The sequence below is a fragment of the Variovorax davisae genome (assembly GCF_030316845.1).
GTDB lineage: Bacteria > Pseudomonadota > Gammaproteobacteria > Burkholderiales > Burkholderiaceae_C > Variovorax > Variovorax davisae.
On sequence record NZ_JASZYS010000001.1, the window covers coordinates 103,049 to 128,108 of the forward strand.

Here is a 25,060-nt window from a genome sequence, read left to right on the forward strand (position 1 = left end):
ACATGGCGGCGCCCCGCGCGCCGGTGCTTTCCAGCACCGGGCTCAGCATCCAGTTCGGCGGCCACGTGGCGGTCAACGCGGTGACGACGCAGTTCGACGCCGGCAGCCTGACGGCCATCGTCGGCCCCAACGGGGCCGGCAAGACGACCTACTTCAACCTGCTGTCGGGCCAGCTGCGCGCCAGCGCCGGCAGCGTGCATTTCAAGGGCGAGGACATCACGCGGCTCGGCGCCCCGCAGCGCACCAGCAAGGGCATCGGCCGCGCCTTCCAGCTGACCAACCTGTTCCCGAAGCTCTCGGTGCTCGAGAACGTGCGCCTGGCGGTGCAGAGCCGCCACAACGCCGGCTTCAACATGCTGGCCGTGTGGCGCAGCCGCCGCGACCTGATCGACCAGGCGGCGCACTACGTGGCGCAGGTCGGGCTGGCGGCGCGCGCGGATGACGTCTCGGCCAAGCTGCCGCACGGCGACAAGCGCAAGCTGGAAGTCGCGATCCTGATGGCGCTGGAGCCCGAGATCCTGATGTTCGACGAGCCCACCGCGGGCATGAGCGTGGACGAGGTGCCGGTCATCCTCGAACTGATCGGCCGACTCAAGAAGCAGGGCGACAAGACGATCCTGCTGGTGGAGCACAAGATGGACGTGATTCATTCCCTGGCCGATCGCATCATCGTGCTGCACAACGGCCGGCTGGTGGCCGACGGCCTGCCGGCCGAGGTGATGGCCTCGCCGATCGTGCAGGAGGCCTACCTGGGCAAGCGCAGCGCGCCGCGGGCGGCGAAGGCGGTGGCCCATGCCTGAGCAGCACAACGACGCGGGCGGCCTGCTGCTGACGCTCGCCGGCGTCCACACCCACATCGGCGAATACCACATCCTGCAGGGTGTCGACCTGCAGGTGCCGCGCTCGGGCCTCACGGTGCTGCTGGGCCGCAACGGCGCCGGCAAGAGCACCACGCTGCGCACCATCATGGGCCTGTGGCACGCCAGCGCCGGGCGTATCGTGTTCGACGGCCAGGACATCACGGCGGCCGAGACGCCCGCGATCTCGCGCAGCGGCATCGCCTTCGTGCCCGAGGACATGGGCATCTTCTCGGGCCTCACGGTGCAGGAGAACCTGCGCCTGGCGGCCATCGGCGGCGCCTTCGACGACGAGCGGCTCGAATGGATCTTCTCGCTGTTCCCGGCCCTTAAGCGCTTCTGGCTGCGGCCGGGCGGCACGCTGTCGGGCGGCCAGAAGCAGATGGTCGCGATCGCCCGCGCCATCATCGAGCCGCGCAAGCTGCTGCTGATCGACGAGCCGACCAAGGGCCTCGCGCCCTCGATCGTCGACAACCTGGCGCAGGCCTTCGAGGAACTGAAGGCGCGCGACACCACCATCCTGCTGGTCGAACAGAACTTCAACTTCGTGCGCTCGCTCGGTGACCACGTGGCGGTGATGGACGACGGGCGCATGGTGCACAGCGGGTCGATGGAAGAACTGTCCGAGGACGAAGGCCTGCAGGCGCGCCTGCTCGGCCTGCATGCAGGAGCCGTGCATTGAACGCCGCCACCCACCCCATCCCCCCGCCGGCCGCCGAAGGCGCGCCCGCGCCCGAAGCGCTGGAGGCGCTGCCGGGCCGCCGGCGCGACCTCGTGCCCGGCCTGCTGATCCTCGCCTTCATCGGCCTGGCGCTGCCGGTCATCGGCAGCTTCCCGACCTGGGTCACGCTGACCGTCGCCGCGCTCGCGATGGGCATGATGCTGTTCATCATGGCCAGCGGCCTGACCCTGGTGTTCGGCCTGATGGACGTGATGAACCTCGGCCACGCCGCCTTCGTCGCGGTCGGCGCCTACACCGCCACGCTGCTGGTCGGGCCGCTCAAGGGGTTGCTCGAATCCGAGTCGGTCTGGGCCAGCCTGGCGGCCATCGCGGCGGTGATCCTGCTCTCGATGGGGGTGACGGCGGCGCTCGGCTGGGTCTACGAGCGGCTGTTCGTGCGGCCGGTCTATGGCGACCATCTGAAGCAGATCCTGATCACCATCGGCGCGATGATCATCATCGAGCAGATCGTGCTGGTGCTGTTCGGCGCCAACCAGATGATGCTGCCCATGCCCGAGGCGCTGCGCGGCTCGCTGCTGCTCGGCGACGTCGCGATCGAGCGCTACCGGCTGGTGGCGGTGGCGGTGGGGCTGGTGGTGTATGCCGGGCTCACGCTGCTGCTGACGCGCACGCGGGTCGGCCTGCTGATCCGCGCCGGGGTCGAGAACCGCTCGATGGTCGAGGCCCTGGGCTACCGCATCCGCAACATCTTCATCGCGGTCTTCGTCGGCGGCTCGGCGCTGGCCGGCCTGGGCGGCGTGATGTGGGGCTTCTACCGCGAGCAGTTCACCGTGGCCATCGGCGCCGAGGTGCTGGTGCAGATGCTGATCATCGTCATCATCGGCGGGCTCGGCTCGGTCACCGGCTGCTTCGCCGGCGCGATGCTGATCGCGCTCAGCACCAACTACGTGAGCTTCCTGCTGCCCGACATGGCACTGGTCTCCAACATCCTCGTGATGATGGTGGTGCTGCTGTGGCGGCCGCAGGGGCTCTATCCGGTCAACAAGCACTAGGCGGGCGCCATGTTCAATTCGATCCTTTCGGGCGACCTGCCGCGCAGTCGCTGGCTCACGGCGCTGCTGGTGCTGGTGGTGGCGTACCTCGCCACCGCGCCCTTCCTGTTCTCGGGCGCCCGCTCGCTCAACGTGGCGGCGACCATCTGCGTCTTCGTGGTGCTGGTGGCTTCCTTCGACCTGCTGCTGGGCTACTGCGGCGTGGTGTCGTTCGCCCACGCGATGTTCTACGGCATCGGCGCCTACGGCGTCGCGATCGCGATGTACAAGCTCGGGCCGACCTGGAGCGCGATGGGGGTCGGCGCGCTGTCGGGACTGGGCCTCTCGCTGGTGCTGTCGCTGCTGATCGCGCTGGTGTCGCTGCGTGTGAAGGCGATCTTCTACACGATGATGACGCTGGCCGTGGCCGCGGCCTTCGGTGCCCTGGTCACGCGCATGAGCGGCCTGACCGGCGGCGACGACGGCCGCACCTTCAAGCTGCCCGAGTCGCTGTCGCCGGGCTTCCGCCTGTTCGAGAACGACATCCTCGGCACCACGGTCAACGGCAAGGTGCTGGCGTACTACCTGGTCTTCGCGAGCGCCGTGCTGCTGTTCCTGCTGATGCTGCGGGTGGTCAATTCGCGCTTCGGCCGCGTGCTGGAGGCCATCCGCGAGAACGAGTTCCGCGCCGAGGCGATCGGCTACCGCACGCTCTACTACCGCGTGGCGATCAACTGCCTGGCGGCCGCGCTGGCCACCTGCGCCGGCATCCTGATGGCGCTGTGGCTGCGCTACGTCGGGCCGCAGACCACTGTCGGCTTCAACGTGATGCTCAACATCCTGCTGATGGCGGTGATCGGCGGCCTCGGCACGGTCTACGGCTCGGTGGTCGGGGTGGCGCTGTTCGTGGTGGCCGAGAACTACCTGCAGAGCCTGATGGGCGGCATGAGCAGTTCGCTCGGCGGGGTGCCGCTGCTGGCCGCGCTGTTCCATCCCGACCGCTGGCTGCTGTGGTTCGGCACGGTCTTCGTGCTGTCGGTGTACTTCTTTCCGAGCGGCATCGTCGGCAAGCTGCGGGCGTCCAACAGGGAGGCGACATGAATCCGCCGGTGGTCCTGGTCAGCGTGCAGGGCGCGGTCCAGGTCATCACGATCAACCGGCCAGCGGTGCGCAACGCGATCAACAAGGAGGTCGCGGTCGCGCTGGCGGCGGCCCTGGTCGAACTCGATGCGCGGCCCGAACTGCATGTCGGCATCCTCACCGGCGCCGCAGGCAACTTCTGCGCCGGCATGGACCTGAAGGCCTTCGCGGCCGGCGGCGACGAGCCGATCGTCGAGGGACGGGGCTTCGCCGGGATGTGCGAAGCGCCGCCCGCCAAGCCGTTGATCGCGGCGGTGGAGGGCCATGCGGTGGCCGGCGGCTTCGAGATCGCGCTGGCCTGCGACCTGATCGTGGCGGCGCGCGGCGCCAGCTTCGGCCTGCCCGAGGTCAAGCGCGGGCTGGTCGCGTCGTCCGGCGGCCTGATGCGGCTGCCGCACTGCGTCTCGCGCAACCTCGCCATGGAACTGGCGATCATCGGCGACCCGATCACGGCCGAGCAGGCGGCCGCCTGCGGGCTGGTCAACCGGCTGGTCGAGAACGGGGGCGCGCTCGACGCGGCGCTCGAACTCGCCCGCCGCATCGATGCCAACGCGCCGCTGGCGGTGGCGGCCAGCAAGCAGATCGTGGATGCTTCGCGCACCTGGACCGACGACGAGATGTTCGAGCGCCAGCGGCCGCTGGCGCGCAAGGTCAATGGCTCGTCGGATGCGCGGGAAGGCGCGACGGCCTTTGCGCAGAAGCGCGCGGCGGTCTGGCAGGGGCGCTGACGGCCCGCCTTCAGAGCAGCGAGAAACTGCTCATCCGCGGCAGCGTCCGCTCGCCGCTCTTCTGCAGATGGCGCCGCATGCGGCTCTCCGCCTTGGCCTCGTCGCCCTCGAGGATGGCTTCGGTGATGGCGCGGTACTCGGCCACCATCGCCTTGAGGTCGGCGGTGGTCAGCGAGTGATAGAACTGGGCCCGGAACAGATGCGCCCGTGCCTGCGGCAGCACGCGGTTCAGCTCGCTGCTGTCGGCGATCTCGAACATCACCTTGTAGTAGTTGGCGCGTTCGTCGAGCACGCGGTCCAGCCCCTCGGGCGTGCGGGCGCTGACCAGCTTCTGCGCTGCCGCCTCGAAGCGCTTCGCATTGCCCTCGCGGTGGATGTTGGCGGCCGCCAGCCGGGCGGCCAGGCCCGACAGCACCTCCAGCACGCCGAGCAGGCTGGCCGCATCCTCGCGCGTCAGCGAGCGGATCACGGCGCCGCGGTGCGGCGTCAGGTCGACCACGCCGCTCGACGCCAGGATGCGCAGCGCCTCGCGCACCGTGCTGCGGCTGACGCCGAGGTCGCGCGTGAGGTCGGCCTCGACCAGCCGCTGGCCCACCGTGAAGCGGCGCATCAGGATGCCCTTGCTGATGGCGTCGGCCACGCGGTCGGGCGTGCTGCGCGGGTGGCGCGTCTCGGGGGTCTTGGACGCAGCGGTCTTGGTGGTGGTCATGCGAATTCGCGCGCTCGGGCAAAGACCCGAAATTGTTGACGTGATTGTCAGGCAATTTTGCAGCCCCGAATCGCTCCGGCATCGGGTCCAACCCTTGAAAGCCCAAACTCGCAGCGAGTTGGCACAAGACGGGTGCCGGGGCCTTGCCTACGCTCGGCCATCGCTGCCAAGGGGCTGTGTTTTCACCGAGGTTCTGGATGTCCGACTCCGTACTGCTGGAGCGTGCAGGCGCCGTCGCACTGCTCACGCTCAACCGGCCCGAACGGGCCAATGTGCTCGATCTCGAGACCGGCCAGGCGCTGGTCGACTGCATCCAGCGGCTGGCCGCCGACACCGGCGTGCGCGCGGTGCTGCTGCGGGCCCGCGGCCGGCAGTTCTGCGCCGGCGGCAACATCGCCGACTTCGTCGCATCGCGAGACGACCTGGCCGGGCTGCTCGATCGCACGATCCCGCCGCTGCACCGTGCGATCCATGCGCTGGCGACCTTGCCGGTGCCGGTGGTCAGTGCGCTCAACGGGCCGGTCGGCGGCGGCGGCATCGGCCTCGCGCTGTGTGCCGACATCGTGCTGGCGGCCGAGTCGATGAAGCTGCGCGGCGGCTATTCGGCCATCGGCCTGACGCCGGACGCCGGTTCGTCCTGGCTGCTGGCGCGCCGGGTCGGCGCCGCGCGCGCCAAGGAAATCTTCCTGACCAACGAGCCGCTGAGCGCGCGCGAATGCCTGGCGATCGGCGCGGTGTCGCGCGTGGTGGCGGACGATGCCCTCGAGGCCCACGCCCTGGCGCTGGTGGAGGCATTGGCCGCGGGCGCCACCGCCGCGCTGGGGCGGACCAAGGCGCTGCTCGACGGCGTGGCCGGCCGTTCGCTCGAAGCCCAACTGCATGTCGAACATCGCGGCATGGTCGCCTCGGGGGCGACCGCCGACGCGGCCGAGGGCGTCACGGCCTTCCTAGAGAAACGAAAACCGTGCTTTATCGGGCGATAGTGTCGGACAAACCCTGATGTATTGTCAGACAATGTGGCCTACCATGGGCCGCATGCAAGGACTTGCCCAGTGAGTGCAGCGCTCCCCGAAACCGCCTCGCGGCCCCTGGACACGGGCCGCCTCGCCGAGTGGCTGCAGGGGCGGATTCCCGGCCTGCGCGGTCCGCTGGCCGCCCTCCGGTTCAAGGGCGGGCAGTCCAACCCGACCTATCAGCTGACCGATGCCGGCGGTGCGCGCTACGTCTTGCGCAAGCAGCCCGACGGCGCGCTGCTGCCCTCGGCCCATGCGGTCGACCGCGAGTACCGGGTGCTGCACGCCCTCCGCGGCACCGGGGTGCCGGTGGCCCGGGTGCATTGCTTCTGCGACGACCCGGCGGTCGTCGGCACGCCGTTCTACGTGATGGACTTCGTCGACGGCCGCGTGCTGTGGGACCCGGCGCTGCCCGGCATGCAGGTGCCTGAACGCACGGCCGTCTACGAAGAGATGAACCGCGTCGTCGCCGCGCTGCACGGCGTCGACTGCCACGCCGTCGGCCTGGCCGACTACGGCCGGCCCGGCGCCTTCTTCGAGCGCCAGATCGCGCGCTGGACGCGGCAGTACCAGGCGACGGTCGAAGGCCCCGGCGGCGTCGAGGCGATTCCCGCGATGGAGCGCCTGATCGAATGGCTGCCGGCGAACGTCCCCCCCGGCGACGAGAGTTGCCTCTTCCACGGCGACCTGCGCATCGACAACATGATCTTCCACCCGAGCGAGCCGCGCGTGCTGGCGCTGCTCGACTGGGAACTGTCCACGCTGGGCCACCCGCTGGCCGACTTCGCCTACCACGCGCTGCCCTGGCGCCTGGGTGCGCAGCAGTTCCGCGGCATGGCCGGCGCCGACTTCGCCGCGCTCGGCATCCCGGGCGAGCGCGCCTACCTCGATGCCTACTGCCGCCGCGTCGGCCGGGCGCCGGTCGATCCGTCGCACTGGGAGTTCTACCTGGCCTACGCGATGTTCCGGCTCGCCGCCATCCTGCAGGGCATCCTGAAACGCTCGCACGACGGCACGGCGTCGAGCGCCGAGGCGCGCGAGACCGGCGCCCGTGCGAAGCCGATCGCGCAGGCCGCATGGCGCCAGGTCGAAGCCCATTTCCCCAGGTCCGCGCGCTAGTCGCGGCCCCCATTCACTCCATCCGAAAGCCAATCCGTGTTCGAGTTCTCCCCCAAGGTCCAGGACCTCCAGCAACGTCTCGCCGCCTTCATGGACGAGCACATCTATCCGAACGAGAAGCGCTACTACCGCGAGGCCGAGGAACTGGGCCCGTGGAAGGTGGCGCCGGTGCTCGAGGAGCTCAAGCCCAAGGCGCGGGCGGCCGGCCTGTGGAACCTGTTCCTGCCCGAGTCCGCGCACGGTGCCGGCCTGACCAACTTCGAGTACGCGCCGCTGTGCGAGATCATGGGCCGCTCGCACCTGGCGCCCGAGGTCTTCAACTGCTCGGCGCCCGACACCGGCAACATGGAGGTGCTGGCGCGCTACGGCACGCCCGAGCAGCAGGCGCGATGGCTGGTGCCGCTGCTGGCCGGAGAGATCCGCTCCTGCTTCGCGATGACCGAGCCCGACGTGGCCTCCAGCGATGCGACCAACATCGCGTCGAGCATCGTGCGCGACGGCGACGACTACGTCATCAACGGCCGCAAGTGGTACACCACCAATGCCACCGATCCGCGCTGCAAGATCTGCATCTTCATGGGCAAGTCGGACCCCGACAACGCCGACCGCCACCAGCAACAGTCGATGATCCTGGTGCCGCTCGACACGCCGGGCGTCACCGTGGTGCGGCCGATCGCGGTGTTCGGCTTCTACGGCGTGCCCGACCGGGCATCGGAAGTCACCTTCGAGAACGTGCGCGTGCCGGCCTCGAACATGCTGCTCGGCGAAGGCCGCGGCTTCGAGATCGCCCAGGGCCGGCTCGGCCCGGGGCGCATCCACCACTGCATGCGGCTGGTCGGCCTGGCAGAGCGGATGCTCGAGCTGATGTGCCGCCGCAGCCTGTCGCGCGTGGCCTTCGGCAAGCCGGTGGCGCAGCAGGGCGTGACGGTCGAGCGCATCGCCGAGTCGCGCATCCTGATCGAGCAGGCCCGGCTGCTGACGCTGAACGCGGCGCACCGCATGGACACCGTTGGCAACAAGGTCGCCAAGGCCGAGATCGCGATGATCAAGGTGGCGGCGCCGAAGATGGCCTGCCAGGTGATCGACTGGACCATCCAGGCCTTCGGCGGCGGCGGCACCAACAACGACCACGGCATCGCCTCGGCCTATGCCACGGCGCGCCTGCTGCGGCTGGCCGACGGCCCGGACGAGGTGCACCGCAACCAGATCGGCCAGCTGGAGCTCAAGAAGTACCGCTAGGCAGGACCACGAACTGCCGCCGTCCACAGGCATCCCGGAATCGACAGAACAGACGCAAGGAGACAACCGTGCACATCGAACTCGACCCTTCCGCATCTCCCATCGCCTTGCCCGCCCAGGCGCCGGCCCGGCACGAGCCGCTGATGTGGCTCAACGCGGATCGCGTGCTGTACGTCGGCCTGCTCGGCGCGCCTTCGGTGCGCACCTTCGGTGCCTATTCGATCTACGTGTCGCTCAGCAAGCCGCACCGCATCAGCGTGGCCGGCGGCGCCTGGGAGGAGGCCGAGGTGTCGGTGGTCCCGCCCAGCGTGCCGCACCGCATCGCCGCCGGCGAACGCATGATCTGCAACATCCTGATCGAGACCGACAGCGTGGCGCCCGGCCGGTTGCCGGACTACATCGCCCGCGGTTGCGGCGAGGTGCGCGACCCCGACGTGCTGCGTGGCCTGCGCGCCGCGCTCGAGCGCTTCCGCTGCAGCGGCTCGCGCCAGTTTCCGCAGACCGCCGACTTCGACCGCAGCGTCTTCGGCGAGCCCCTGGTGCCGCGGGCCATCGACCGCCGCATCCGTGCCAGCCTGGCGCGCATCAAGGACGACCCCAACAGCCACACCTCGGCCCAGGATTGCGCCGACGCGTCGCACCTGTCGGTGTCGCGCTTCCTGCACCTGTTCAAGGCCGAGGTGGGCACGCCGTTCCGCAGCTTCCGCACCTGGCAGCGGGCCCGCAGCGTGCTCTATTACGTGACGCAGAACGCCAATCTCGCGAACATCGCGCTCGACGTCGGCTACCCCGACTCGACCCACTTCAGCCATTCGATCCGGCAGGTCTACGGCCTGACGCCGAAGTCGATCTTTGCCGGCAGCCGCAGGCTCGAGCTCTACGGCCGGGCGGCCGCGGGCTCGCCGCGCTATCAGTTCGCCTGATTCTTCATCGAGGGGGTGGTCGACATCGACCTGGTCGGCAGCTTCCACGTGCTGCGCCAGGCTCATGCCTGCGCGGCCAAGGCCGGCGTCGGCCAGCTCACGCGGGTGATGGCGCTCGAATGGGGCGGGGAGGGCGCGCGCATCAACTCGATCTCGCCCGAGGCGGCGGGCGCTGCGGCCGCCTAACCCTTGCCCGGCATCAGCGCGGCCACCCGCGCCGCGCCTTCCAGAACCGGCGGCTGGGGTGGAGGTCCGTCTGGCCGACCTCGCCCGGGTCCGCCCGCGCGGCCTGGCGGCCCCGGCCTGCCGGGCATCGGCCGCCGTTCGGGGACCGGGCGGGCCGTGGGGTCCGCCACCAGGGTCAGGCTGGCGACATAGCTTTCTGTTTCCTCGCGCACCGCCCCATGCACGGTCGGGCCGGCCTCCAGGGCGATGCCGTCGGTGCTGTTGAGGGTGTCGCGCAGGGTGGCGCGGCGGTAGTCCGGCAACTGCGTGTAGAGGTACTCGTTCAGCGCATCGGGCAGGAAGAACTGCGAGGTGAGCACCGGCCGGGCGGCGTCGAAGACCTTGAAATGGATGTGCGTCGTGCGGCCGTGGTACCAGCCCGGGTAGATGGTCGTGAAGGCGGCCACGCCGCTGGCGTCCGTCAGCAGGGAGCCGCGCAGGAAGGTCTGGCCCTCGGTGGACAGCCGGCGGTCCTCGCCCTGGCCGGCGTAGCCGGAGTAGAGGCCTTGCGCATCGCAATGCCAGATGTCGACGCGGGCGCCGCGCCAGGGCCTGAGCGCCAAGTCCAGGACCGTGAAGCGCACCGCCAGCGGCACGCCCGGCCGGCCCTCGGTGATGTCGGGGCGGAACTTGCGGGCATCGAAGTAGAAGGGGCCCTCGGTGGCGGCGGCGGTCGGCGGCGCCTGGCCGGCCTCGGCGGCCGCCGCGGCCGCGGGGCGGGACGACGTGGCGGCCACCGTGGCCGCCAGGCCGGAGATCAGGACACCGCGGCGCGCGGTGCGGAAGGAGTCGGGGTCGTTGGTTGGCATGGGCAGGTCCGTGGCTGGGGTGCGCCATCGATGCTGCCTGCGGATTGTCGAGACAAATGGGAGCACGTTGCATTTCCCGGCTGACGGCGTACAAAGGCCTTCCGGACCGGACGGGGCGCTGGTTCGCCCGGCCGTTGCGACGACCGGTCCAGGTCCCGCCTCGATTTCATGGGAATGGAGACGCGTATGCCCACCTACATGACGTGCTTCAGCTACAACACCGAAGGCTGGCAGAAGCTGGCCAGGAACCCCGAGGACCGCAGCGTGCCGGTCAAGGCGCTGCTGGAGAAGCTGGGCGGAAAACTGCTCAGCATGTACTACATGGCGGGCGACTACGACGGCTTCATCATCTACGAGGCGCCCGACGCCAAGGTGGCGGCCACCGCCATCGTCGGGGTCGAGCTGGCGGGCCATATCCGCACCCTCAAGACCTCGCAGCTCTTCACCGTGGCCGAGACGCTGGAGGTGCTGGGCAACGCCGGCAAGCTGGCCTACCCCGCGCCCAAGGGCTGATCAGCCTGCCGTCTTGCCCCGGGCGGCCTTCTTCGGGCTCTCCGGTGCCGCCGGGCCCGAGCCGGCGCCCGCCTGGTCGAGCCACAGCAGGGTGTCGACATAGGCCATGAACCGGTTGAGGTACTCGGGCGACAGGTCGCGCATCAGGGTCAGCGAGCGATGCACGAGGTGGTGCGAGTTGAGGGGGCCGGCATTCTCCGGCACCTTGGCCAGCGACTGCGTCAGCCGCCGCTCGGCGCTGAGCCTGGCCCAGGTGCTGCGGAAGTAGCCGAGCGTCTTCAGCTCGCCGGCCGCCGGCGCGTCGCCCGCGGACGCTGCCTGCCGGGCCACCTGCTCGACCAGCAGCGCGAGCGGGCCAGGGCGCGCCGGCAGCTTTTCGGTCGGCGGCGCCGCATCGCCGTCCGCGGCCCGGGCGGCTTCGAGCGCCGCGCCGTAGTCCGCCACCAGCCCGGCGACCCGGTCGTCGAGCAGGCGGCGCGCCTCGCCGTCGTGGGCGGCCGAGCGTCCGGCCAGCGCCTCGATGAAACGGAAGCGCACCGGATCGAAGCGGTGCGCGCCACTGTCGCGCCAGGCAGCGATCCGGGCGCCGGCCTCGCTGCTAGCCACGGGGTCGGGCCTGCGCGTTGCTCGGCCGCGGCGTGGGCGACATCTCGACGCGCCGGTTCTTCGATCGGCCATCGGCATCGGCGTTCGAAGCCACCGCCTGCTCGGAGCCGAAGGCGGCGGCGAACACCGACGAAGAAGGCAGGCCCTCTTCGATCAGCGCCCGCGTCACGGTCAGGGAGCGCTGGGCCGACAGCTCCCAGTTGTCGGCGAAGCGGCGCGCGCCGTCGCGCATCTGGCGGTCGTCGGTGAAGCCGCTGACCATCAGGATCTCGTCGCGGGCCCGCAGGTAGGCGGCCAGCGGGGCGGTCAGGCTGCGCAGCAGCTGCCGGCCTTCGGGCTGCAGCTCGGCGGAATTGAAGGCGAACAGCACGTTGCCGCTGATCCCGATGCGCCCATTGTTCAGGGTCACGCGGCCGGCGGCCAGGGGACCGGCCAGCGCCTGTTCGAGCGTCTGCAGCCGTTGCGCGGCCTCCTGCCGCTGCTTGACCTCGGCTTCGAGCTGGGACGCGAGATCGATCTGCATGCCGAGCACGCAGACCAGGATCAGCACGAAGGCGCCCAGCAGCCCCGACATCAGGTCGCCGAAGACGGCCCACACCGGCACCGACGGCTCCAGGCCGCCGTCGAGCTCTTCGGTCGTCACGCTTCGCTGCCTTCGGTGGCGCGCTGGCTGGCGATGCGCTGCAGGTCTTCGACGATCTGCTTCTGCGACATGATGCTGAGGTCGATGACCTCGCGCGCCTGCGCCACGTAGTAGGCCAGCTGCTCGTCGCTGCGGGCGATCGACTTGCTGAGCGCGCCTTCGACGCGCTGCAGCTGGGCCGCCAGCTTGTCGTTCGACTGGCTGAACAGCTGCACTCCGGTGCCGAAGGCCTCGCCCAGGCTCGCGACTTCCACCGCGCTGCCGGTGATCTGGGCGGCGACGCCGGCCATCTTGCCGGCTTCGGCAGCGACCGTGTCGGTGAAGCGCGTGCCGACGCGCTCCAGCAGCTCGGCCGAGGTGGCGACCAGCGCGTCGATCGCGCCGCGCTGTTCGGTGGCGGCATGGTTCACCGCGCCCAGCAGCGTATCGAGCGTCTCCAGGATGCGGGCGCGTTCGTCGAGCATCGCGTTGTCGCGCGCCATGCTGTCGGAGAGCTTCTGGCGCAGCTCGGCGATCACTTCGGCGGCGGCGCGAGGGGCCTCGGCGGCGGCCTGCATGAGCCCGGCGATCTCGGCGATGGTGCCCTTCGCGTGCGCTTCGGTCTGCGCCGAGATCTCGCGTGCGGTCTCGGCCAGCGTCTGGCAGATCGCCTGCTGCTGCTGCTCGCTGCGGGCGCCGGCCTGCTGCCATTCCTGCTGCAGCGCGGCGGCCATGGCCTCCAGCGCCTGGGTCCAGGCCGCGAGCCGCTGCTGGTCGCGCGAGGCGATCTCGGCCTGCAGGCCCGCATGCGCCTGGGCCACCGTGCCGAGCAGCGAAGTGCCATGCTGCTCGAAGCTGGCCGCGGCCGCCGCCAGGGCGCCCTGCGTGTCCTCCGACAGCTTTTCGCTCACGCGCTGCTGCTGCGCCAGCGCGCCACTCCAGCCTTCCGACAGCTGGCCGACCGTGCTTTCCAGCCGGCCGGCGACGCCGTCCACGAGCGCGGCCGAGCGTTGTTCGAAGGTCTGGCTGAACTGCTCGAGCGCAGCGCGCAGGTCATGGGACTGGGCCTCGCTGGTGCGCTGCTGGGCGGCGAGCGCGCCCTGCCAGAGTTCGGCCACGGTGGCGGTGCTGGCCTCGAAGCGGCTCGACAACCCGTCGAGCTGGCGCTGCACGCCGTGCTCGACCGTCTGGTGCAGTGCGGCCGCCTCGCGCGCGATGCCGGCCATGGTGGCCTCGACCACCGGCTGGATGGTCGCGCTGGCGGCGCGGGCGCTTTCGATCAGGCTCTGCTCCAGCGAGCGGCCGACCGTGGCGGCGAGCCCGGCATAGGCGGTCTCGGCCTTGCCGTGGAATGTGTCCTGGCTGGCGGCCAGCCGTTCGTGCAGGGCCTGGCTCTGGCGCTCCATCGTCGCCATCATGGCCTGCAGCCGGTCGACCAGCTGGGGCATCGCCTCGCTCTGCCGCTGCAGCAGCTGGAAGGATTGCTCGCGCTGATGGACCTGCGAGAAGCCGCGCAGGCTGGTCGCGATCCGCGTGTCGAGCCGCTGCCCGGCCTGCAGCCGGTCGCGCCGGCACAAGGCCGACAGCAGGCCCAGCATCGCCGACGCCGCCACGCCCGCGAGCGAGGTGCCGAAGGCCAGTCCCAGGCCCTTCACCGGGGCGGCCAGCGAGGCGCGGATGGCCTGCAGGTCGGACGCGCTCTCCAGCGCCGTGCCGGTGCCGCTCAGGGTCACCACCATGCCGAGGAAGGTGCCCAGCATGCCGAGCAGCACCAGCAGGCCGGTGAGGTAGGGCGTCAGGGCCGGGCCGGGCAGGGCGGCGCGTTCGCCTTCGACCCGCAGGCGCACCGCGTTCTGCAGCGAAGGATGGAGCGTGTCCAGCCAGGCCGCGAGGCTCGCCGGCGGCGCCGACACGGCCGCCACGGCGCTCGACAAGGTGGCAGTGGCCTGGTGGTAGCGGCGCAGTTCCAGCGCGCCCATCAGATAGAACGCGCCGATCAGCAGCGTGATCGCCAGCGCCAGCGGGTTCGAGCCGATGTAGCCGGCACCCACCCAGCAGACGGCGGCGAGGCCGACGAAGAAGGCGGCGTAGTGAAGAAATCTGGTCATGAAGGCCTGTCAGTCGGTCAGCGCTTGCGAAGGGCATCGAGCAGCCCTTCGATCGGTTGCAATCGGATATCCAGTTCGGCCAGCAGCACGCCCTGCATGTCGCGGCAGAAAACATCCAGCCAGGCGCCGGATGCGGTTGCGCCGTCGCTCTCGTCGGCCGGCCGCTCGGCGGCCTGGCGCAGGCGCTCGAAGTGCTTTTCGAGCAGGCCGGGCACGGTCGCGAGCAGGCGGTGCTCCTGCGCACCGAGCACCTGCTCCATGACCACGTCCAGCGCGGCCAGCCGGGCCATCTCGGGCGACGCGGACGCGAGCCTGGCCCGCAGCCGGCCGCGCAGGGGACCGATGGCGGTCTCCATGGCCTGTTGCCGGGCGAGATAGCGTCGACGCTGCGATGCGAAGTCGGACGCGAAGGCGCCGCGTTCGGCGATGGCTTTCGCCAAGGCCGCCCGCACCCCGTCGACTTCGCGTCGTTCGGCGTCGTCTGGGCCGCGCGAGCGCCTTGGCGCCGCCGCCGGACTGCCATCCAGCGCCGCCGAGAGCGAAATGGCGTGGGTCCAGCCGAACCACTGACTCAAGCGGTCCGCGAAGCCCTGGCGGGATTCGGGAACCGCGATGTCGTTCAGTCGAGCGAGCAAGCGAACCAGCGCCGAGTCGGTGAAACCTGTGCGCCTTGACACTTGCACCTACTGGAAAAACCGCCGATTTTACATCGGCGCCCGCAAAGCGGGTCCCCACATCAGCCCGCCATGAGCGCGATGACGACGGCGTTGACCAGGTCGATGAAGAAGCCGCAGACCAGCGGCACCACGATGAAGGCGCGCGGCGCCGCGCCATGTTCGCGCGTGACGGCGCTCATGTTGGCGATGGCGGTGGCGGTCGAGCCGAGCGCGATGCCGCCGAAGCCGGCCGAGACCACCGCCGCCTCGTAGTCGCGGCCCATGCAGAGGAAGACCACGAAGACGGCGAAGGCGATCGCCATCAGGATCTGCAGCGACACCGCCGTCAGCACGAAGACCGCCACGCCGTGCATCTGCCAGAGCTGCAGCCCCATCAGGGCCATGGTCAGGAAGACGCCGAGGCAGATGTCCGAGAGCAGGGCCACGCCGGCCTGCATGCGCTCCCAGTGCCACAGCTGGCCCTTCTGCTTGGTGAACAGCGCGCTGACGTTGCGCAGCACGATGCCCGCGATCAGGGCGCCGACGAAGCCCGGCAGCCGAAGGCGGGTCAGTGCGATGGCGTCGCTGACGACGCGGCCCAGGATCAGCGCCAGGTTGAGCCAGAGCAGCGCCAGCAGCACGCTGTTGTAGTCCAGGCGGCTGCGGTTCTCGTCCTCGTAGTGGGCGCCGGCCGGCAGCGCCGCTTCGGCCGACGACTTGAGCCGGTGCCGGCGCATCAGCCAGGCGGCGATCGGGCCGCCGATCGCGCAGGCCGAGATCAGGCCCGCCATGTTGCTGGCCAGGCCGATGGCCTCGGCGTTGACGATGCCCAGCTGCACGAAATGCGGCGCCCAGGCCAGCGTCGTGCCGACGCCGCCGGTGAGGGAGACCGAGCCGGTCAGCAGCCCGGCGCGGCGGTCGAGCCCGAAGCCGCTGGCCACCGCCATGCCGGCCAGGTTCTGCAGCACCATGAAGCCGGTCGCCAGCGCGACCAGGATCAGCAGCGGCCGGCCGCCCTGGCGCAAGGTCCGGACGTCGGAGGCCAGCCCGATGGCGGCGAAGAAATAGAGCAACAGCACGTCGCGCACGCCGAGCTGGAAGTCCACCTTGAGCCCGAACACCAGATACAGCGTGCTGACGACCACGATGCTGACCAGCCCGCCGATGACGGGCTCCGGGATGCTGTAGCGGCGCAGCAGCTCGAAGCGGCGGGTGCAGGCCTTGCCGACGAACAACAGCAGGATCGCCAGCGTGAAACTGACGTAGGCGTCGAGGTGCAGGTCGTGTGGCGGCAAGGCGGTGCTTCCGATGGCGGGGAGTGTGTCCTGCCAGAGCATAACGGCCCGGTTACGTAATTCCCCTCACCCGGGCGTCAGATTCCGATCAGCGAGCCGGCAACAACATCGGGTCGTCCCGGCAAGCCTGCATGGGGCGCAAGGCGGTCCGGCAGCGGGCCGCTTTCACGATCGGAAACAAACCATCTTGCGCGTATGAATAGAAATCTAGTCCGAGGCCTGTTCCTCGTGGCGATCTCGCTGGCCTTCGGCCTGCAGGCGCTGCGCTATCCCATTGGTGACTTCAGCCGCGCGGGGCCGGGATTGTTTCCCGCCATGGTGAGCGGGATCCTGCTCGTGATCGGCGCGGCGACCGTGGTCCGCTCGTTCTTCGTCGAGCGCGTGCGGCTCAGCATCAACTTCAGGAACATCGCGATCATCCTGGGCAGCCTCTGCGGCCTGGCCCTGATCTCGACCTACCTGAACATGATCGCCGGGATCGTCTTCATGGTGTTCTTCTCCTCCTTGGCCAGCAGCTCCGGCTTTTCGTGGATGCGCAACGTCAAGGTGTCCCTCGGGCTGGTCGCGATGGCCCTGGCTCTCCAGAAACTTCTCGGCCTGAACCTGCCGCTCTACTGACCATGGATGCCTTGAACAACCTGGCGTTTGGGTTTTCCCACGCCCTGACCCTCTCGAACCTGATGTACTGCGCCATCGGCTGCACGGTGGGCACGCTGGTCGGCCTGCTGCCCGGCCTGGGGCCGCTGGCCACCATCAGCCTCTTGCTGCCGCTGACCTATTCGATCCCGACCACCGGCGCGCTCATCATGCTGGCCGGCATCTACTACGGCGCGCAGTACGGCGACAGCGTGAGTGCGATCACGATGAAGATCCCGCACGCCAGCAGCATCGTGGCCTGTATCGACGGCTATGCGATGACGCTCAAGGGCAAGACCGGCCTGGCGCTGTTCACTGCGGGCTTCTCGAGCTTCATCGGCGGCACGGTCGCCATCCTGGTGCTGACCTTCCTGGCGCCGATGCTGGGCGAGGTGGCCTTCCTGTTCGGGCCCGCCGACTACGTCGCCATGATGCTGGTCGGCTTCGTGTGCGTGAGCTTCGTCACCACCGGCAGCCTGCTCAACGGGCTGGCCATGTGCATGATCGGCGTGCTGCTCGGCACCATCGGCACCGACGTCAACAGCGGCGCGCAGCGCTTCACGATGGACATGCCCTTCCTAGTCGACGGCGTCGGCATCGTCAGCATCGCGCTGGGCTGCTTCGGCATCGCCGAGATCACCAAGAACCTCGATTCGCGCGAAGAGCGATCGCCCTTCAACGGCAAGATCAACCTGATCCCGACCTGGTCGGAGTTCAAGCGGATCATCCCGAGCGCCCTGCGCGGCAGCGTGGTCGGCTCCTTCCTGGGCATCCTGCCGGGCGGCGGACCCACCATCGCGCAGTTCGCGGCCTATGCCATCGACAAGAAGGTCAGCAAGTACAAGCACGAGATCGGCAGCGGCTGCATCGAGGGCGTGGCCGGCCAGGCGGCGGCCGACGAAGCAGCGGCGCGCACCAGCTTCATCCCGCTGATGAGCATCGGCATCCCCGAGAACGCCGTCATGGCGCTGATGCTGGCGGCCTTCATCATCAAGGGCATCCAGCCGGGCCCGAACATGATCGCCAGCCACCCCGAACTGTTCTGGGGCCTGGTGGCCAGCATGTGGATCGGCAACGTCTTCCTGCTGGTGCTGAACGTGCCGCTGGTGCGCTACTGGCTGTCGGTGTTCAAGATTCCGTACGCCGTGCTGTTCCCGTCGATCCTGTTCTTCTGCTGCATCGGCACCTACAGCGTCAACAACAACCTCGAGGACATCTACATCACGTCGGCCTTCGGCTTCCTGGGCTACATGTTCATGCGGCTGGAACTCGATGCGGCGCCCTTGATGCTCGGCTTCATCCTCGGGCCGATGCTGGAGGAGAACTTCCGCCGCGCGCTGCTGATCAGCCGGGGCAGCTTCGGCACCTTCGTCACGCGGCCGATCAGCGGCACCCTGCTGAGCCTGGTCGCCATGTTCATCGTCTGGCAGCTGGTGGCCTTCGGCTTCAAGGTCTGGAAGCGCAACGCGCCTCGGGTTCAGGCAGCCTAGCCCCGGATGCGCTGCCGTTTTGGCAGGCACCGTGTCGCAGGCCGCGCCAGTCAACGATTCCGCTCGAAATCCGGGCGGTTGTCCCCAAAGTTGTCCCCCGCTGGCAGGGAGAACTTTGGGCGTTGGCGCCTGGGCCGGCCCTGCCGGCCGGCCGCTAGTCCAAGGACACGTTGCGGTACTCGGCCAGCATCGTGCGGCGGAATTCGGTCACCGGGATCAGCCGCTCGCCCAGGTCCGGAAAGAGGGCGCGGACATAGGACTTCTCGCGAACCCAGCAGCCGTTCGAGGTGCCGCCATCCCTGAAGGTCAGGTAGCACACGCGGCGAGGTGCCGGGCAGCCTTGCTCGGCGTCGGTCAGCTGCACCACCTGGAACGGGTTGCTTTCCGTCACGAACAGCACGTCTGGTTGCACGTCGCAGCCAGAAAGGGTGGTGCAGATGGTGACGACTGCCATGACGGACGACGTCTTCATACCTGCCTTCCTGGACGCTCGGGAAGCTTAGATTGAGCTCTTTAGTATTACTTGCGTCAACTCCCCAAGAGGGGGTGACGCGGGCATCGCAGAGGCCTTTGCCGGGCCACGGCAGGTGAGTTGCCGCTCGCATCGCGCTGTGGAAAAGATGCAGGCGACGCACCAAGCTGGCGTGCCGCGTTTTTCGGGCCCGACGCACCGAAGGCGTGCCCTTCCCAATGAGCGGGGTCATTGTGCACTGCACCAAAACACGAAAGTCAAGGCCCGGTTTTCCCCTTGGGCGGTGCATGACTCTGTGGATAACCGAGTGGGCAACCGGTCGGACCCGCATCCCGCTTGGGCTCCATTGCGATGCCCATGGAACGGGCAGTCGGCGGCGGCGGCCAGGTTTATTTGCCGGATCGGCGGCCGCGGCGCGCCGGCTCAGTTGCCAGCCGGGGCGGGCCCGACCGCTGGGCCGGGGTCGTCACCAGAACCGCCACCACGGCCGGGGGCGCAGGCGCACCGCCAGCGGGCGGGTGTCGAGCCGGTCGAGGATGCTGGCGGCCGCACCGAAGCGGCTCTGGGGATCGCCGGGCGAGCCCGTCGTGGTCCGGGGCCCGCCGTCGGCGGGCGTGCCGTCGCGCGGCGGGCGGGTCGGCGCCGGGGCGTCGCTGGCAGGGAGGGCGCCAAAGTCGGTCATGGGCCTGATTCTGGCGGTATTGCGGCCCGCAGGGCGCGAGGGCTGGAAAAACCCGCGTCCGGCAGTTGCCGGAGGAGAAGGGTTGTTTGCCCTTTGATCCGCCCATTGCTTCACGGCACCGCCGCGAACAATCCTCTTCATGAACGCATCCCCTGCATTGCAGCCGGCCGCCGGCCCGCGCGACACCCCGGTGTTCGACGCCCTGGCACAGGCGCTGGACGAGTCGTTGCGACTGGCGATGAATTTTCACCGGGCCGGCCAACTGGAACACGCCGAGACCCTGTACCGCGGCATCCTGGACGCGCTGCCGCAGCACGCCCAGGCGAACTACGGGCTGGCTCGGTTGGCGGTCCGTGCGGGGCAGGCGAGCCAAAGCCTGCCTCACTTCGCCGCGGCGCTGAAGGCGCAGCCGGACAACCCGAACTACCGGCTCGGCTGCATCGATGCGCTGATGCAGGCGGACCAGATCGACGTCGCGCAGGAGATGCTGGCGTCGGCGTTGAACGACGGCCTGCAGGGCGAGGTCGTGGAGGCGCTCGGCAGGCAACTGGAAGTCCGCACGCAGATCGCCCGCTCCATTCGCGACACCCAGGCCCCCGCCAAGGCGGCGCCGGCACCGCGGCCGCAGGCCGCCTCCACACCTGCGAGCCGCAAGGCCCAGCCGAGCCCTCGTGACCTCGGCCTGCTGGCGACCTGCGCGAGCCGCAAGGACCATGCGCAGGTCAAGGCGCTGGCGCGTTCGCTGACCCATCGCTTTCCCCGCCACGGAGCCGCCTGGAAGGCGCTGGGCGTCGCGGTCTGCTCGGAAGACGGCCCGCAGGAGGCGCTGCAGCCGATGGCGACCGCGGCGAGCCTGCTGCCGCAGGACGGCGACGCGCATTTCAATCTGGCCCTGACCCTGGCCTCGGTCGGGCGCAGGAAAGAAGCCGAAGCCAGTTTCCGCCGGGCCCTGGAGATCGACCCGATGAGCGCCAAGACGCACTGCACCCTGGGCTGGATGCTCCAGGCACAGGCTCGGCTGTTCGAGGCCGAGCTGCATTGCCGGCGTGCGCTGGAGATCGCGCCCTCGTATGTCGAAGCCTACCTGGAGTTGGGCGCGATCCTCAAGAACATGCAGCGGCCGCAAGAGGCCGAGGCGAGCTACCGCAAGGCGCTCGAGATCGATCCCGCCAGAGCCCTCGGCCACAACCGGCTGGGGCTGCTGCTGCTGGAACAGGACCGCTGGGCCGAAGCCGAAGCGGCGTTCCGGTGCGCGCTCGCGGCCGATCCGTCGCAGGGCTACCCGTACACCAACCTCGGCGCGGCGCTCGGTGCCCAGGGCCGGCAGGCCGAAGCGGATGCCAGTTATCGCAAGGCCCTGCAGCTCCAGCCGGACGACCACAATTCGCACAGCGCGCTGCTGTACAGCCTGAGCCTGGGCCAGTCTCTGGGCCCGGCGGCGCTGTTCGCCGAGCACCGCCGCTTCGGCGAGCAGTTCGAGACGCCGCTGCGCGCCGCATGGACGCCGCATGACGGATCGCGCGATCCCGATCGGCCGCTGCAGGTCGGCTTCGTGTCGGGCGACTTGTACAACCACGCGGTCGCCTCCTTTCTCGAGCCGGTCCTCCAGCATCTGGTGGGCGACAGCGCACTGGTGCTGCATGCCTATTCGACCCGGCGCGCCGCGGAAGACCACGTGAGCCAGCGCCTGCGAGGCTACGTCAGGCACTGGCACGCGGCCGGGGGACTGGACGACGCCGAACTGGCCGCCAAGGTGCGCGCCGACGGCATCGACATCCTGATCGACCTCTCGGGCCATACCGCCGACAACCGCCTGCCGGCCTTCGCCCGCCGGCCGGCGCCGCTGCAGGTCAGCTGGATGGGCTACCCGGGCACGACCGGCCTCGAGAGCATGGACTACTACCTGTGCGATCCCTTCATGCTGCCGCCGGGACGATTCGACAGCCAGTTCAGCGAGAAGCTGGTCTACCTGCCGGCCAATGCGCCCTTCCTGCCCTTGGCGGAGTCGCAGCCGGTGAACGACCTGCCGGCACTCCGTGCCGGCCACATGACCTTCGGCAGCTTCAACCGGCTGAACAAGATCAGCCGCGACGTGGTCGCCGTGTGGGCCCAGCTGCTGCGCGCCGTGCCCACGTCGCGCATGCTGTTCGGCGCCATGTCGGGCCAGGAGAACTGCGACGCGCTGATCGGCTGGTTCAGCGAGGAAGGGATCGCGCGCCAGCGGCTCGACTTCCATCAGCGCTGCGCCATGCCGCAGTACCTGGCGCTGCATCACCAGGTCGACCTCTGCCTCGACACCTTCCCCTACAACGGCGGGACCACCACCTTGCATGCCTTGTGGATGGGCGTGCCCACGCTGACGCTGGCCGGCGCCACCATGGCCGGCCGGGTCGGCGCCGGCGTGCTCGGGCATGTGGGCCTGGAGGAATTCATCGCTCCGGACGCCGCGGCGTTCGAGGCCCAGGGCGCGGCCTGGGCGCAGCGCCTGCCCGAGCTGGCACAGCTGCGCGCCGGCCTGCGCGATCGCTTCGCGCAGTCGGCCATCGGCCAGCCCGCGCTGATCGCCTCCGGCCTGCAGCAGGCCTTGCGCACGATGTGGCAGCGCTGGTGCGCCGGCCTGCCCGCCGCATCGTTCGAGGCCGGCCGCGATCAGGGGGGCCGCGCATGACGCCACCGCGCAAGGATCCGGTCTATGTGACGCAGCCCCACCTGCCGCCGCTGGACGAGTTCATCCCCTACCTGGAGACGATCTGGGCCAACAAGACGCTGACCAACGGCGGCCCGTTCCATCACCAGCTCGAGCAGGCCCTTTGCGACTACCTGGGCGTCAAGCACCTGTCCCTGTTCACCAACGGCACCATTGCCCTGGTCACGGCGTTGCAGGCCTTGCGCATCACGGGCGAGGTCATCACCACGCCGTACTCGTTCGTGGCGACTTCGCATTCGCTGTTGTGGAACGGCATCAAGCCGGTGTTCGCGGATGTCGATCCGGTGACCCTCAATCTCGATCCGGCCCGGATCGAGGCGGCCATCACGCCGCAGACGACGGCGATCATGCCGGTGCACGTGTATGGGCATCCGTGCGACGTCGAGGCCATCCAGACGATCGCGGACAACTACAACCTCAAGGTCATCTACGACGCGGCACACGCCTTCGGTGTCCAGGACGCCGGCGGCAGCATCCTGCGGCATGGCGACCTCTCGGTCCTGAGCTTTCATGCGACCAAGGTGTTCAACACCTTCGAAGGCGGCGCGATCATCTGTCCCGACGCCAAGACCAAGGTGCGGATCGATCAGTTGAAGAACTTCGGCCACGTCGGGGAGGTCACGGTGGTCGCGCCGGGCATCAACGGCAAGATGAGCGAGGTCAATGCCGCGTTCGGGCTGCTGCAACTGAAGTACATCGACCAGGCGCTCGCGCGCCGCGCGGAAATCGCTGCGCTCTACCGCGAACTGCTCGCGGGCATCGACGGCATCCGCTGCCTTCAGGATGCCGGCGAACGGGTCGCCAATCACGCCTACTTCCCGATCCTGGTCGAGCCCGGCTACCCGCTGAGCCGTGATGCGCTCAACCAGAAGCTGCGCGATCATCACATCTACGCGCGCCGCTACTTCTTCCCGCTGATCTCGGAATTTCCGATGTACCGCAGCCTGGCCTCGGCGCACCGCGACAACCTGCCGGTGGCGTCCGCTGCCACGCAGCAGGTGCTGTGCCTGCCGATCTATCCCGACCTGCGCAACGCGCAGGTGGAGGCGATCGCCGCGCTGATCGACATCGGGGGCGCACCCGAGGCCAGGACCGAGTCGCAGATCGAGGCATTTGCATGAGGGTGGCCATCATGCAGCCGTACTTCATGCCCTACATCGGCTACTTCCAGCTCATCGGCGCGGTCGACCTGTTCATCGTCTACGACAACATCAAGTACACGAAGAAGGGCTGGATCAATCGCAATCGCATGCTGCAGGACGGCCAGGACATCGTGTTCTCGCTGCCGCTGAAGGGCGGCTCGGACGCGCTCGACGTGCGCGACCGATCGCTGGCCGGCGACTTCGATCGCGCCAAGCTGCTGCGGCGCTTCGAGGAAGCGTACCGGCGCGCGCCTTACTTCAGGCAGGGCTTCGCGCTGGTCGAGCAAAGCCTCGGGTGTGCCGAGCAGAACCTGTTCGGCTTTCTCCATCACTCGATCGCGAGCGCCTGCGAACACCTGGGCATCGCGACCGAGATCCAGGCCTCGTCGAGCATCCCGATCGATCACGCGCTGAAGAACACCGACAAGGTCGTCGCCCTGTGCCAGGCGGTGGGTGCCCGAAGCTACGTCAATGCGATCGGCGGCACGGCGCTGTACGCCAAGGAAGAGTTTCGTGCGCACGGGCTCGACCTGGCCTTCGTCCAGTCGAGGCCGCTGCAGTACGCGCAGTTCGGCCAGCCCTTCGTGCCCTGGCTCTCGATCGTCGACGTCCTGATGTTCAATTCGCTCGATACCGTCCGCGGATGCGTCGAATCCGGCTACGACCTGATCTGAAGAGGCTGCCACCGTGTTCGTCTGGAAAAAAAGGGGCAAGGTCTTCACGCCGCAGGAGGTCGAAGGGCGCAGCTGGCTGAAGGAGTTCGCGCAGGCGCCGGCCACGCTGGTCTTCGACGACTTCGTGCGCGTCTATTTCTCGTGCCGTCCGCCGGCCGATGCCAACGGGCAGTACGTGAGCTACTCCGCCTGGGTCGACCTCGACCGCAAAGACCTGTTCAAGGTGCTGCGCGTCAGCGAGGCGCCGATCCTGGCGCTGGGCGGGCTGGGCGCGTTCGACGAGTTCGGCACCTACCCGGTCTCCGTCATCCGCGCGGGCGACGAGGTTCGCGCCTATTACGCCGGCTGGACGCGCTGCGAATCGGTGCCCTTCGACGTCGCGATCGGTTGCGCCGTCAGCCACGACCAGGGCAAGACCTTCACCAGGCTCGGCAGAGGCCCGGTCCTGGGCCGTTCGCCGCAGGAGCCCTTCGTGCTCAGCGGCCCGAAGATCCGCCGCTTCAACGACCTCTGGTGCCTCTGGTACATCGCCGGGCGCAAATGGAAGCGGGTCGCGGGCAAGCCCGAGCCGGTCTACAAGATCCGCATGGCGACGTCGCGCGACGGCATCCGCTGGACACCGCTGAACAAGGACCTGATCGAGAGCCGCATCGAGGAGGACGAGGCGCAGGCCAGTCCCGATGTGTTCTACGCCAACGGCAAGTACCACATGTTCTTCTGCTACCGCTACAGCAGCGACTACCGGGGCAAGGCCCATGGCTACCGGATCGGCTATGCGTCCAGCAGCAACCTGACCGACTGGGTGCGCGACGACGCGAAGGCCGGGATCGACGTCTCGGACCAGGGGTGGGATGCCGAGATGGTCAGCTATCCGCACGTCTTCGAACTGGACGGCAAGACCTGCCTCTTCTATCTGGGCGACCAGGTCGGCCGCCACGGCTTCGGGCTGGCCGAACTCGACGGCACACTGGCCTGAGGACGC

At 69.2% G+C, this 25,060-nt stretch carries 25 protein-coding genes and 1 pseudogene; 17 read left to right on the top strand and 9 right to left on the bottom strand.

Features of this window, described 5'->3' with window-relative positions:
- Window positions 1-2 precede the first annotated feature (2 nt).
- The 5 genes from QTI33_RS00475 to QTI33_RS00495 are packed head-to-tail and all read left to right on the top strand — an operon-like array spanning window position 3 to window position 4,438.
- The gene (locus tag QTI33_RS00475) at window positions 3-800 is read left to right on the top strand and encodes an ABC transporter ATP-binding protein (protein WP_286503731.1); all 798 of its coding nucleotides are present in this window, start codon (window positions 3-5) and stop codon (window positions 798-800) included.
- Window positions 793-1,539, top strand: coding sequence for an ABC transporter ATP-binding protein (locus tag QTI33_RS00480; protein WP_286503732.1), 747 nt, complete (start codon window positions 793-795; stop codon window positions 1,537-1,539). The genes QTI33_RS00475 and QTI33_RS00480 overlap by 8 nt, the downstream gene beginning before the upstream one ends.
- A gap of 17 nt (window positions 1,540-1,556) precedes the next feature.
- Complete coding sequence (locus QTI33_RS00485) at window positions 1,557-2,591, top strand: branched-chain amino acid ABC transporter permease (protein ID WP_444814803.1); 1,035 nt, start codon at window positions 1,557-1,559, stop codon at window positions 2,589-2,591.
- A gap of 9 nt (window positions 2,592-2,600) precedes the next feature.
- Window positions 2,601-3,671, top strand: a complete 1,071-nt coding sequence (locus tag QTI33_RS00490; protein ID WP_286503733.1) for a branched-chain amino acid ABC transporter permease — start codon at window positions 2,601-2,603, stop codon at window positions 3,669-3,671.
- Window positions 3,668-4,438 carry a crotonase/enoyl-CoA hydratase family protein gene (locus tag QTI33_RS00495; protein WP_286503734.1) on the top strand — a complete coding sequence of 257 codons (771 nt, stop codon included), beginning with the start codon at window positions 3,668-3,670 and terminating at the stop codon, window positions 4,436-4,438. Before QTI33_RS00490 ends, QTI33_RS00495 begins: the two co-directional genes overlap by 4 nt.
- Window positions 4,439-4,448: 10 nt before the next feature.
- Here QTI33_RS00495 and QTI33_RS00500 read toward each other — a convergent pair whose 3' ends face one another.
- The gene (locus QTI33_RS00500) at window positions 4,449-5,147 is read right to left on the bottom strand and encodes a GntR family transcriptional regulator (RefSeq protein WP_286503735.1); all 699 of its coding nucleotides are present in this window, start codon (window positions 5,145-5,147) and stop codon (window positions 4,449-4,451) included.
- 197 nt (window positions 5,148-5,344) lie between these two features.
- Here QTI33_RS00500 and QTI33_RS00505 point away from each other — a divergent pair, with 197 nt between their 5' ends.
- The 5 genes and pseudogenes from QTI33_RS00505 to QTI33_RS00525 form a co-directional block, all read left to right on the top strand.
- Window positions 5,345-6,130 carry an enoyl-CoA hydratase-related protein gene (locus tag QTI33_RS00505; RefSeq protein ID WP_286503736.1) on the top strand — a complete coding sequence of 262 codons (786 nt, stop codon included), beginning with the start codon at window positions 5,345-5,347 and terminating at the stop codon, window positions 6,128-6,130.
- A gap of 69 nt (window positions 6,131-6,199) precedes the next feature.
- On the top strand, window positions 6,200-7,279 hold the full coding sequence (locus QTI33_RS00510) for a phosphotransferase (RefSeq protein WP_444814787.1): 1,080 nt from the start codon (window positions 6,200-6,202) through the stop codon (window positions 7,277-7,279).
- A 36-nt stretch (window positions 7,280-7,315) separates the two neighbouring features.
- Window positions 7,316-8,518 carry an acyl-CoA dehydrogenase family protein gene (locus QTI33_RS00515; protein WP_286503737.1) on the top strand — a complete coding sequence of 401 codons (1,203 nt, stop codon included), beginning with the start codon at window positions 7,316-7,318 and terminating at the stop codon, window positions 8,516-8,518.
- Window positions 8,519-8,586: 68 nt separating this feature from the next.
- Window positions 8,587-9,441: a helix-turn-helix transcriptional regulator gene (locus tag QTI33_RS00520; protein ID WP_286503738.1), complete on the top strand. Its 855-nt coding sequence runs from the start codon at window positions 8,587-8,589 to the stop codon at window positions 9,439-9,441.
- Between the two features lie 15 nt (window positions 9,442-9,456).
- Window positions 9,457-9,600, top strand: a pseudogene (locus tag QTI33_RS00525) (SDR family oxidoreductase); the annotation flags it as partial.
- A 23-nt stretch (window positions 9,601-9,623) separates the two neighbouring features.
- On the opposite strand, the gene QTI33_RS00530 reads toward QTI33_RS00525, so the two are convergent.
- Window positions 9,624-10,475 (bottom strand): intradiol ring-cleavage dioxygenase, encoded by an 852-nt coding sequence (locus QTI33_RS00530; RefSeq protein ID WP_286503739.1) that lies wholly within the window; start codon window positions 10,473-10,475, stop codon window positions 9,624-9,626.
- Between the two features lie 186 nt (window positions 10,476-10,661).
- Between QTI33_RS00530 and QTI33_RS00535 the strand changes: the two genes are divergently transcribed.
- Window positions 10,662-10,988 (top strand): GYD domain-containing protein, encoded by a 327-nt coding sequence (locus QTI33_RS00535; RefSeq protein WP_286503740.1) that lies wholly within the window; start codon window positions 10,662-10,664, stop codon window positions 10,986-10,988.
- On the opposite strand, the gene QTI33_RS00540 is transcribed toward QTI33_RS00535, so the two are convergent.
- From QTI33_RS00540 to gltS, 5 genes are read right to left on the bottom strand one after another with little or no spacing between them, the layout of a single operon-like run.
- On the bottom strand, window positions 10,989-11,594 hold the full coding sequence (locus QTI33_RS00540; RefSeq protein WP_286503741.1) for a DUF2894 domain-containing protein: 606 nt from the start codon (window positions 11,592-11,594) through the stop codon (window positions 10,989-10,991). It lies immediately after the preceding gene.
- Entirely contained in the window at window positions 11,587-12,237 is a 651-nt protein-coding gene (locus QTI33_RS00545; protein WP_286503742.1) for an OmpA family protein, read from the bottom strand. Before QTI33_RS00545 ends, QTI33_RS00540 begins: the two co-directional genes overlap by 8 nt.
- Window positions 12,234-14,324, bottom strand: coding sequence for a DUF802 domain-containing protein (locus tag QTI33_RS00550; protein ID WP_286503743.1), 2,091 nt, complete (start codon window positions 14,322-14,324; stop codon window positions 12,234-12,236). The genes QTI33_RS00545 and QTI33_RS00550 overlap by 4 nt, the downstream gene beginning before the upstream one ends.
- A gap of 17 nt (window positions 14,325-14,341) precedes the next feature.
- Window positions 14,342-15,007, bottom strand: a complete 666-nt coding sequence (locus tag QTI33_RS00555) for a DUF3348 domain-containing protein (protein WP_286503744.1) — start codon at window positions 15,005-15,007, stop codon at window positions 14,342-14,344.
- Window positions 15,008-15,060: 53 nt separating this feature from the next.
- Window positions 15,061-16,275 carry a sodium/glutamate symporter gene (gene gltS, locus QTI33_RS00560; protein ID WP_286503745.1) on the bottom strand — a complete coding sequence of 405 codons (1,215 nt, stop codon included), beginning with the start codon at window positions 16,273-16,275 and terminating at the stop codon, window positions 15,061-15,063.
- Window positions 16,276-16,470: 195 nt separating this feature from the next.
- Between gltS and QTI33_RS00565 the strand changes: the two genes are divergently transcribed.
- Complete coding sequence (locus QTI33_RS00565; protein WP_286503746.1) at window positions 16,471-16,893, top strand: tripartite tricarboxylate transporter TctB family protein; 423 nt, start codon at window positions 16,471-16,473, stop codon at window positions 16,891-16,893.
- A 2-nt stretch (window positions 16,894-16,895) separates the two neighbouring features.
- Entirely contained in the window at window positions 16,896-18,401 is a 1,506-nt protein-coding gene (locus QTI33_RS00570) for a tripartite tricarboxylate transporter permease (RefSeq protein WP_286503747.1), read from the top strand.
- Between the two features lie 154 nt (window positions 18,402-18,555).
- Here the strand turns inward: QTI33_RS00570 and QTI33_RS00575 are convergent, their stop codons facing one another.
- Entirely contained in the window at window positions 18,556-18,873 is a 318-nt protein-coding gene (locus tag QTI33_RS00575) for a hypothetical protein (protein WP_286503748.1), read from the bottom strand.
- A 466-nt stretch (window positions 18,874-19,339) separates the two neighbouring features.
- The gene (locus QTI33_RS00580) at window positions 19,340-19,555 is read right to left on the bottom strand and encodes a hypothetical protein (protein ID WP_286503749.1); all 216 of its coding nucleotides are present in this window, start codon (window positions 19,553-19,555) and stop codon (window positions 19,340-19,342) included.
- Between the two features lie 139 nt (window positions 19,556-19,694).
- Here QTI33_RS00580 and QTI33_RS00585 point away from each other — a divergent pair, with 139 nt between their 5' ends.
- Genes QTI33_RS00585 through QTI33_RS00600 form a run of 4 tightly spaced genes read left to right on the top strand, consistent with a single transcriptional unit; the run spans window position 19,695 to window position 25,054 of the window.
- Window positions 19,695-22,223 carry a tetratricopeptide repeat protein gene (locus tag QTI33_RS00585; protein ID WP_286503750.1) on the top strand — a complete coding sequence of 843 codons (2,529 nt, stop codon included), beginning with the start codon at window positions 19,695-19,697 and terminating at the stop codon, window positions 22,221-22,223.
- Window positions 22,220-23,383: a DegT/DnrJ/EryC1/StrS family aminotransferase gene (locus tag QTI33_RS00590; protein WP_286503751.1), complete on the top strand. Its 1,164-nt coding sequence runs from the start codon at window positions 22,220-22,222 to the stop codon at window positions 23,381-23,383. The genes QTI33_RS00585 and QTI33_RS00590 overlap by 4 nt, the downstream gene beginning before the upstream one ends.
- Window positions 23,380-24,078: a WbqC family protein gene (locus QTI33_RS00595; protein ID WP_286503752.1), complete on the top strand. Its 699-nt coding sequence runs from the start codon at window positions 23,380-23,382 to the stop codon at window positions 24,076-24,078. The genes QTI33_RS00590 and QTI33_RS00595 overlap by 4 nt, the downstream gene beginning before the upstream one ends.
- A gap of 13 nt (window positions 24,079-24,091) precedes the next feature.
- Window positions 24,092-25,054, top strand: coding sequence for a glycoside hydrolase family protein (locus QTI33_RS00600; RefSeq protein ID WP_286503753.1), 963 nt, complete (start codon window positions 24,092-24,094; stop codon window positions 25,052-25,054).
- Window positions 25,055-25,060 lie beyond the last annotated feature (6 nt).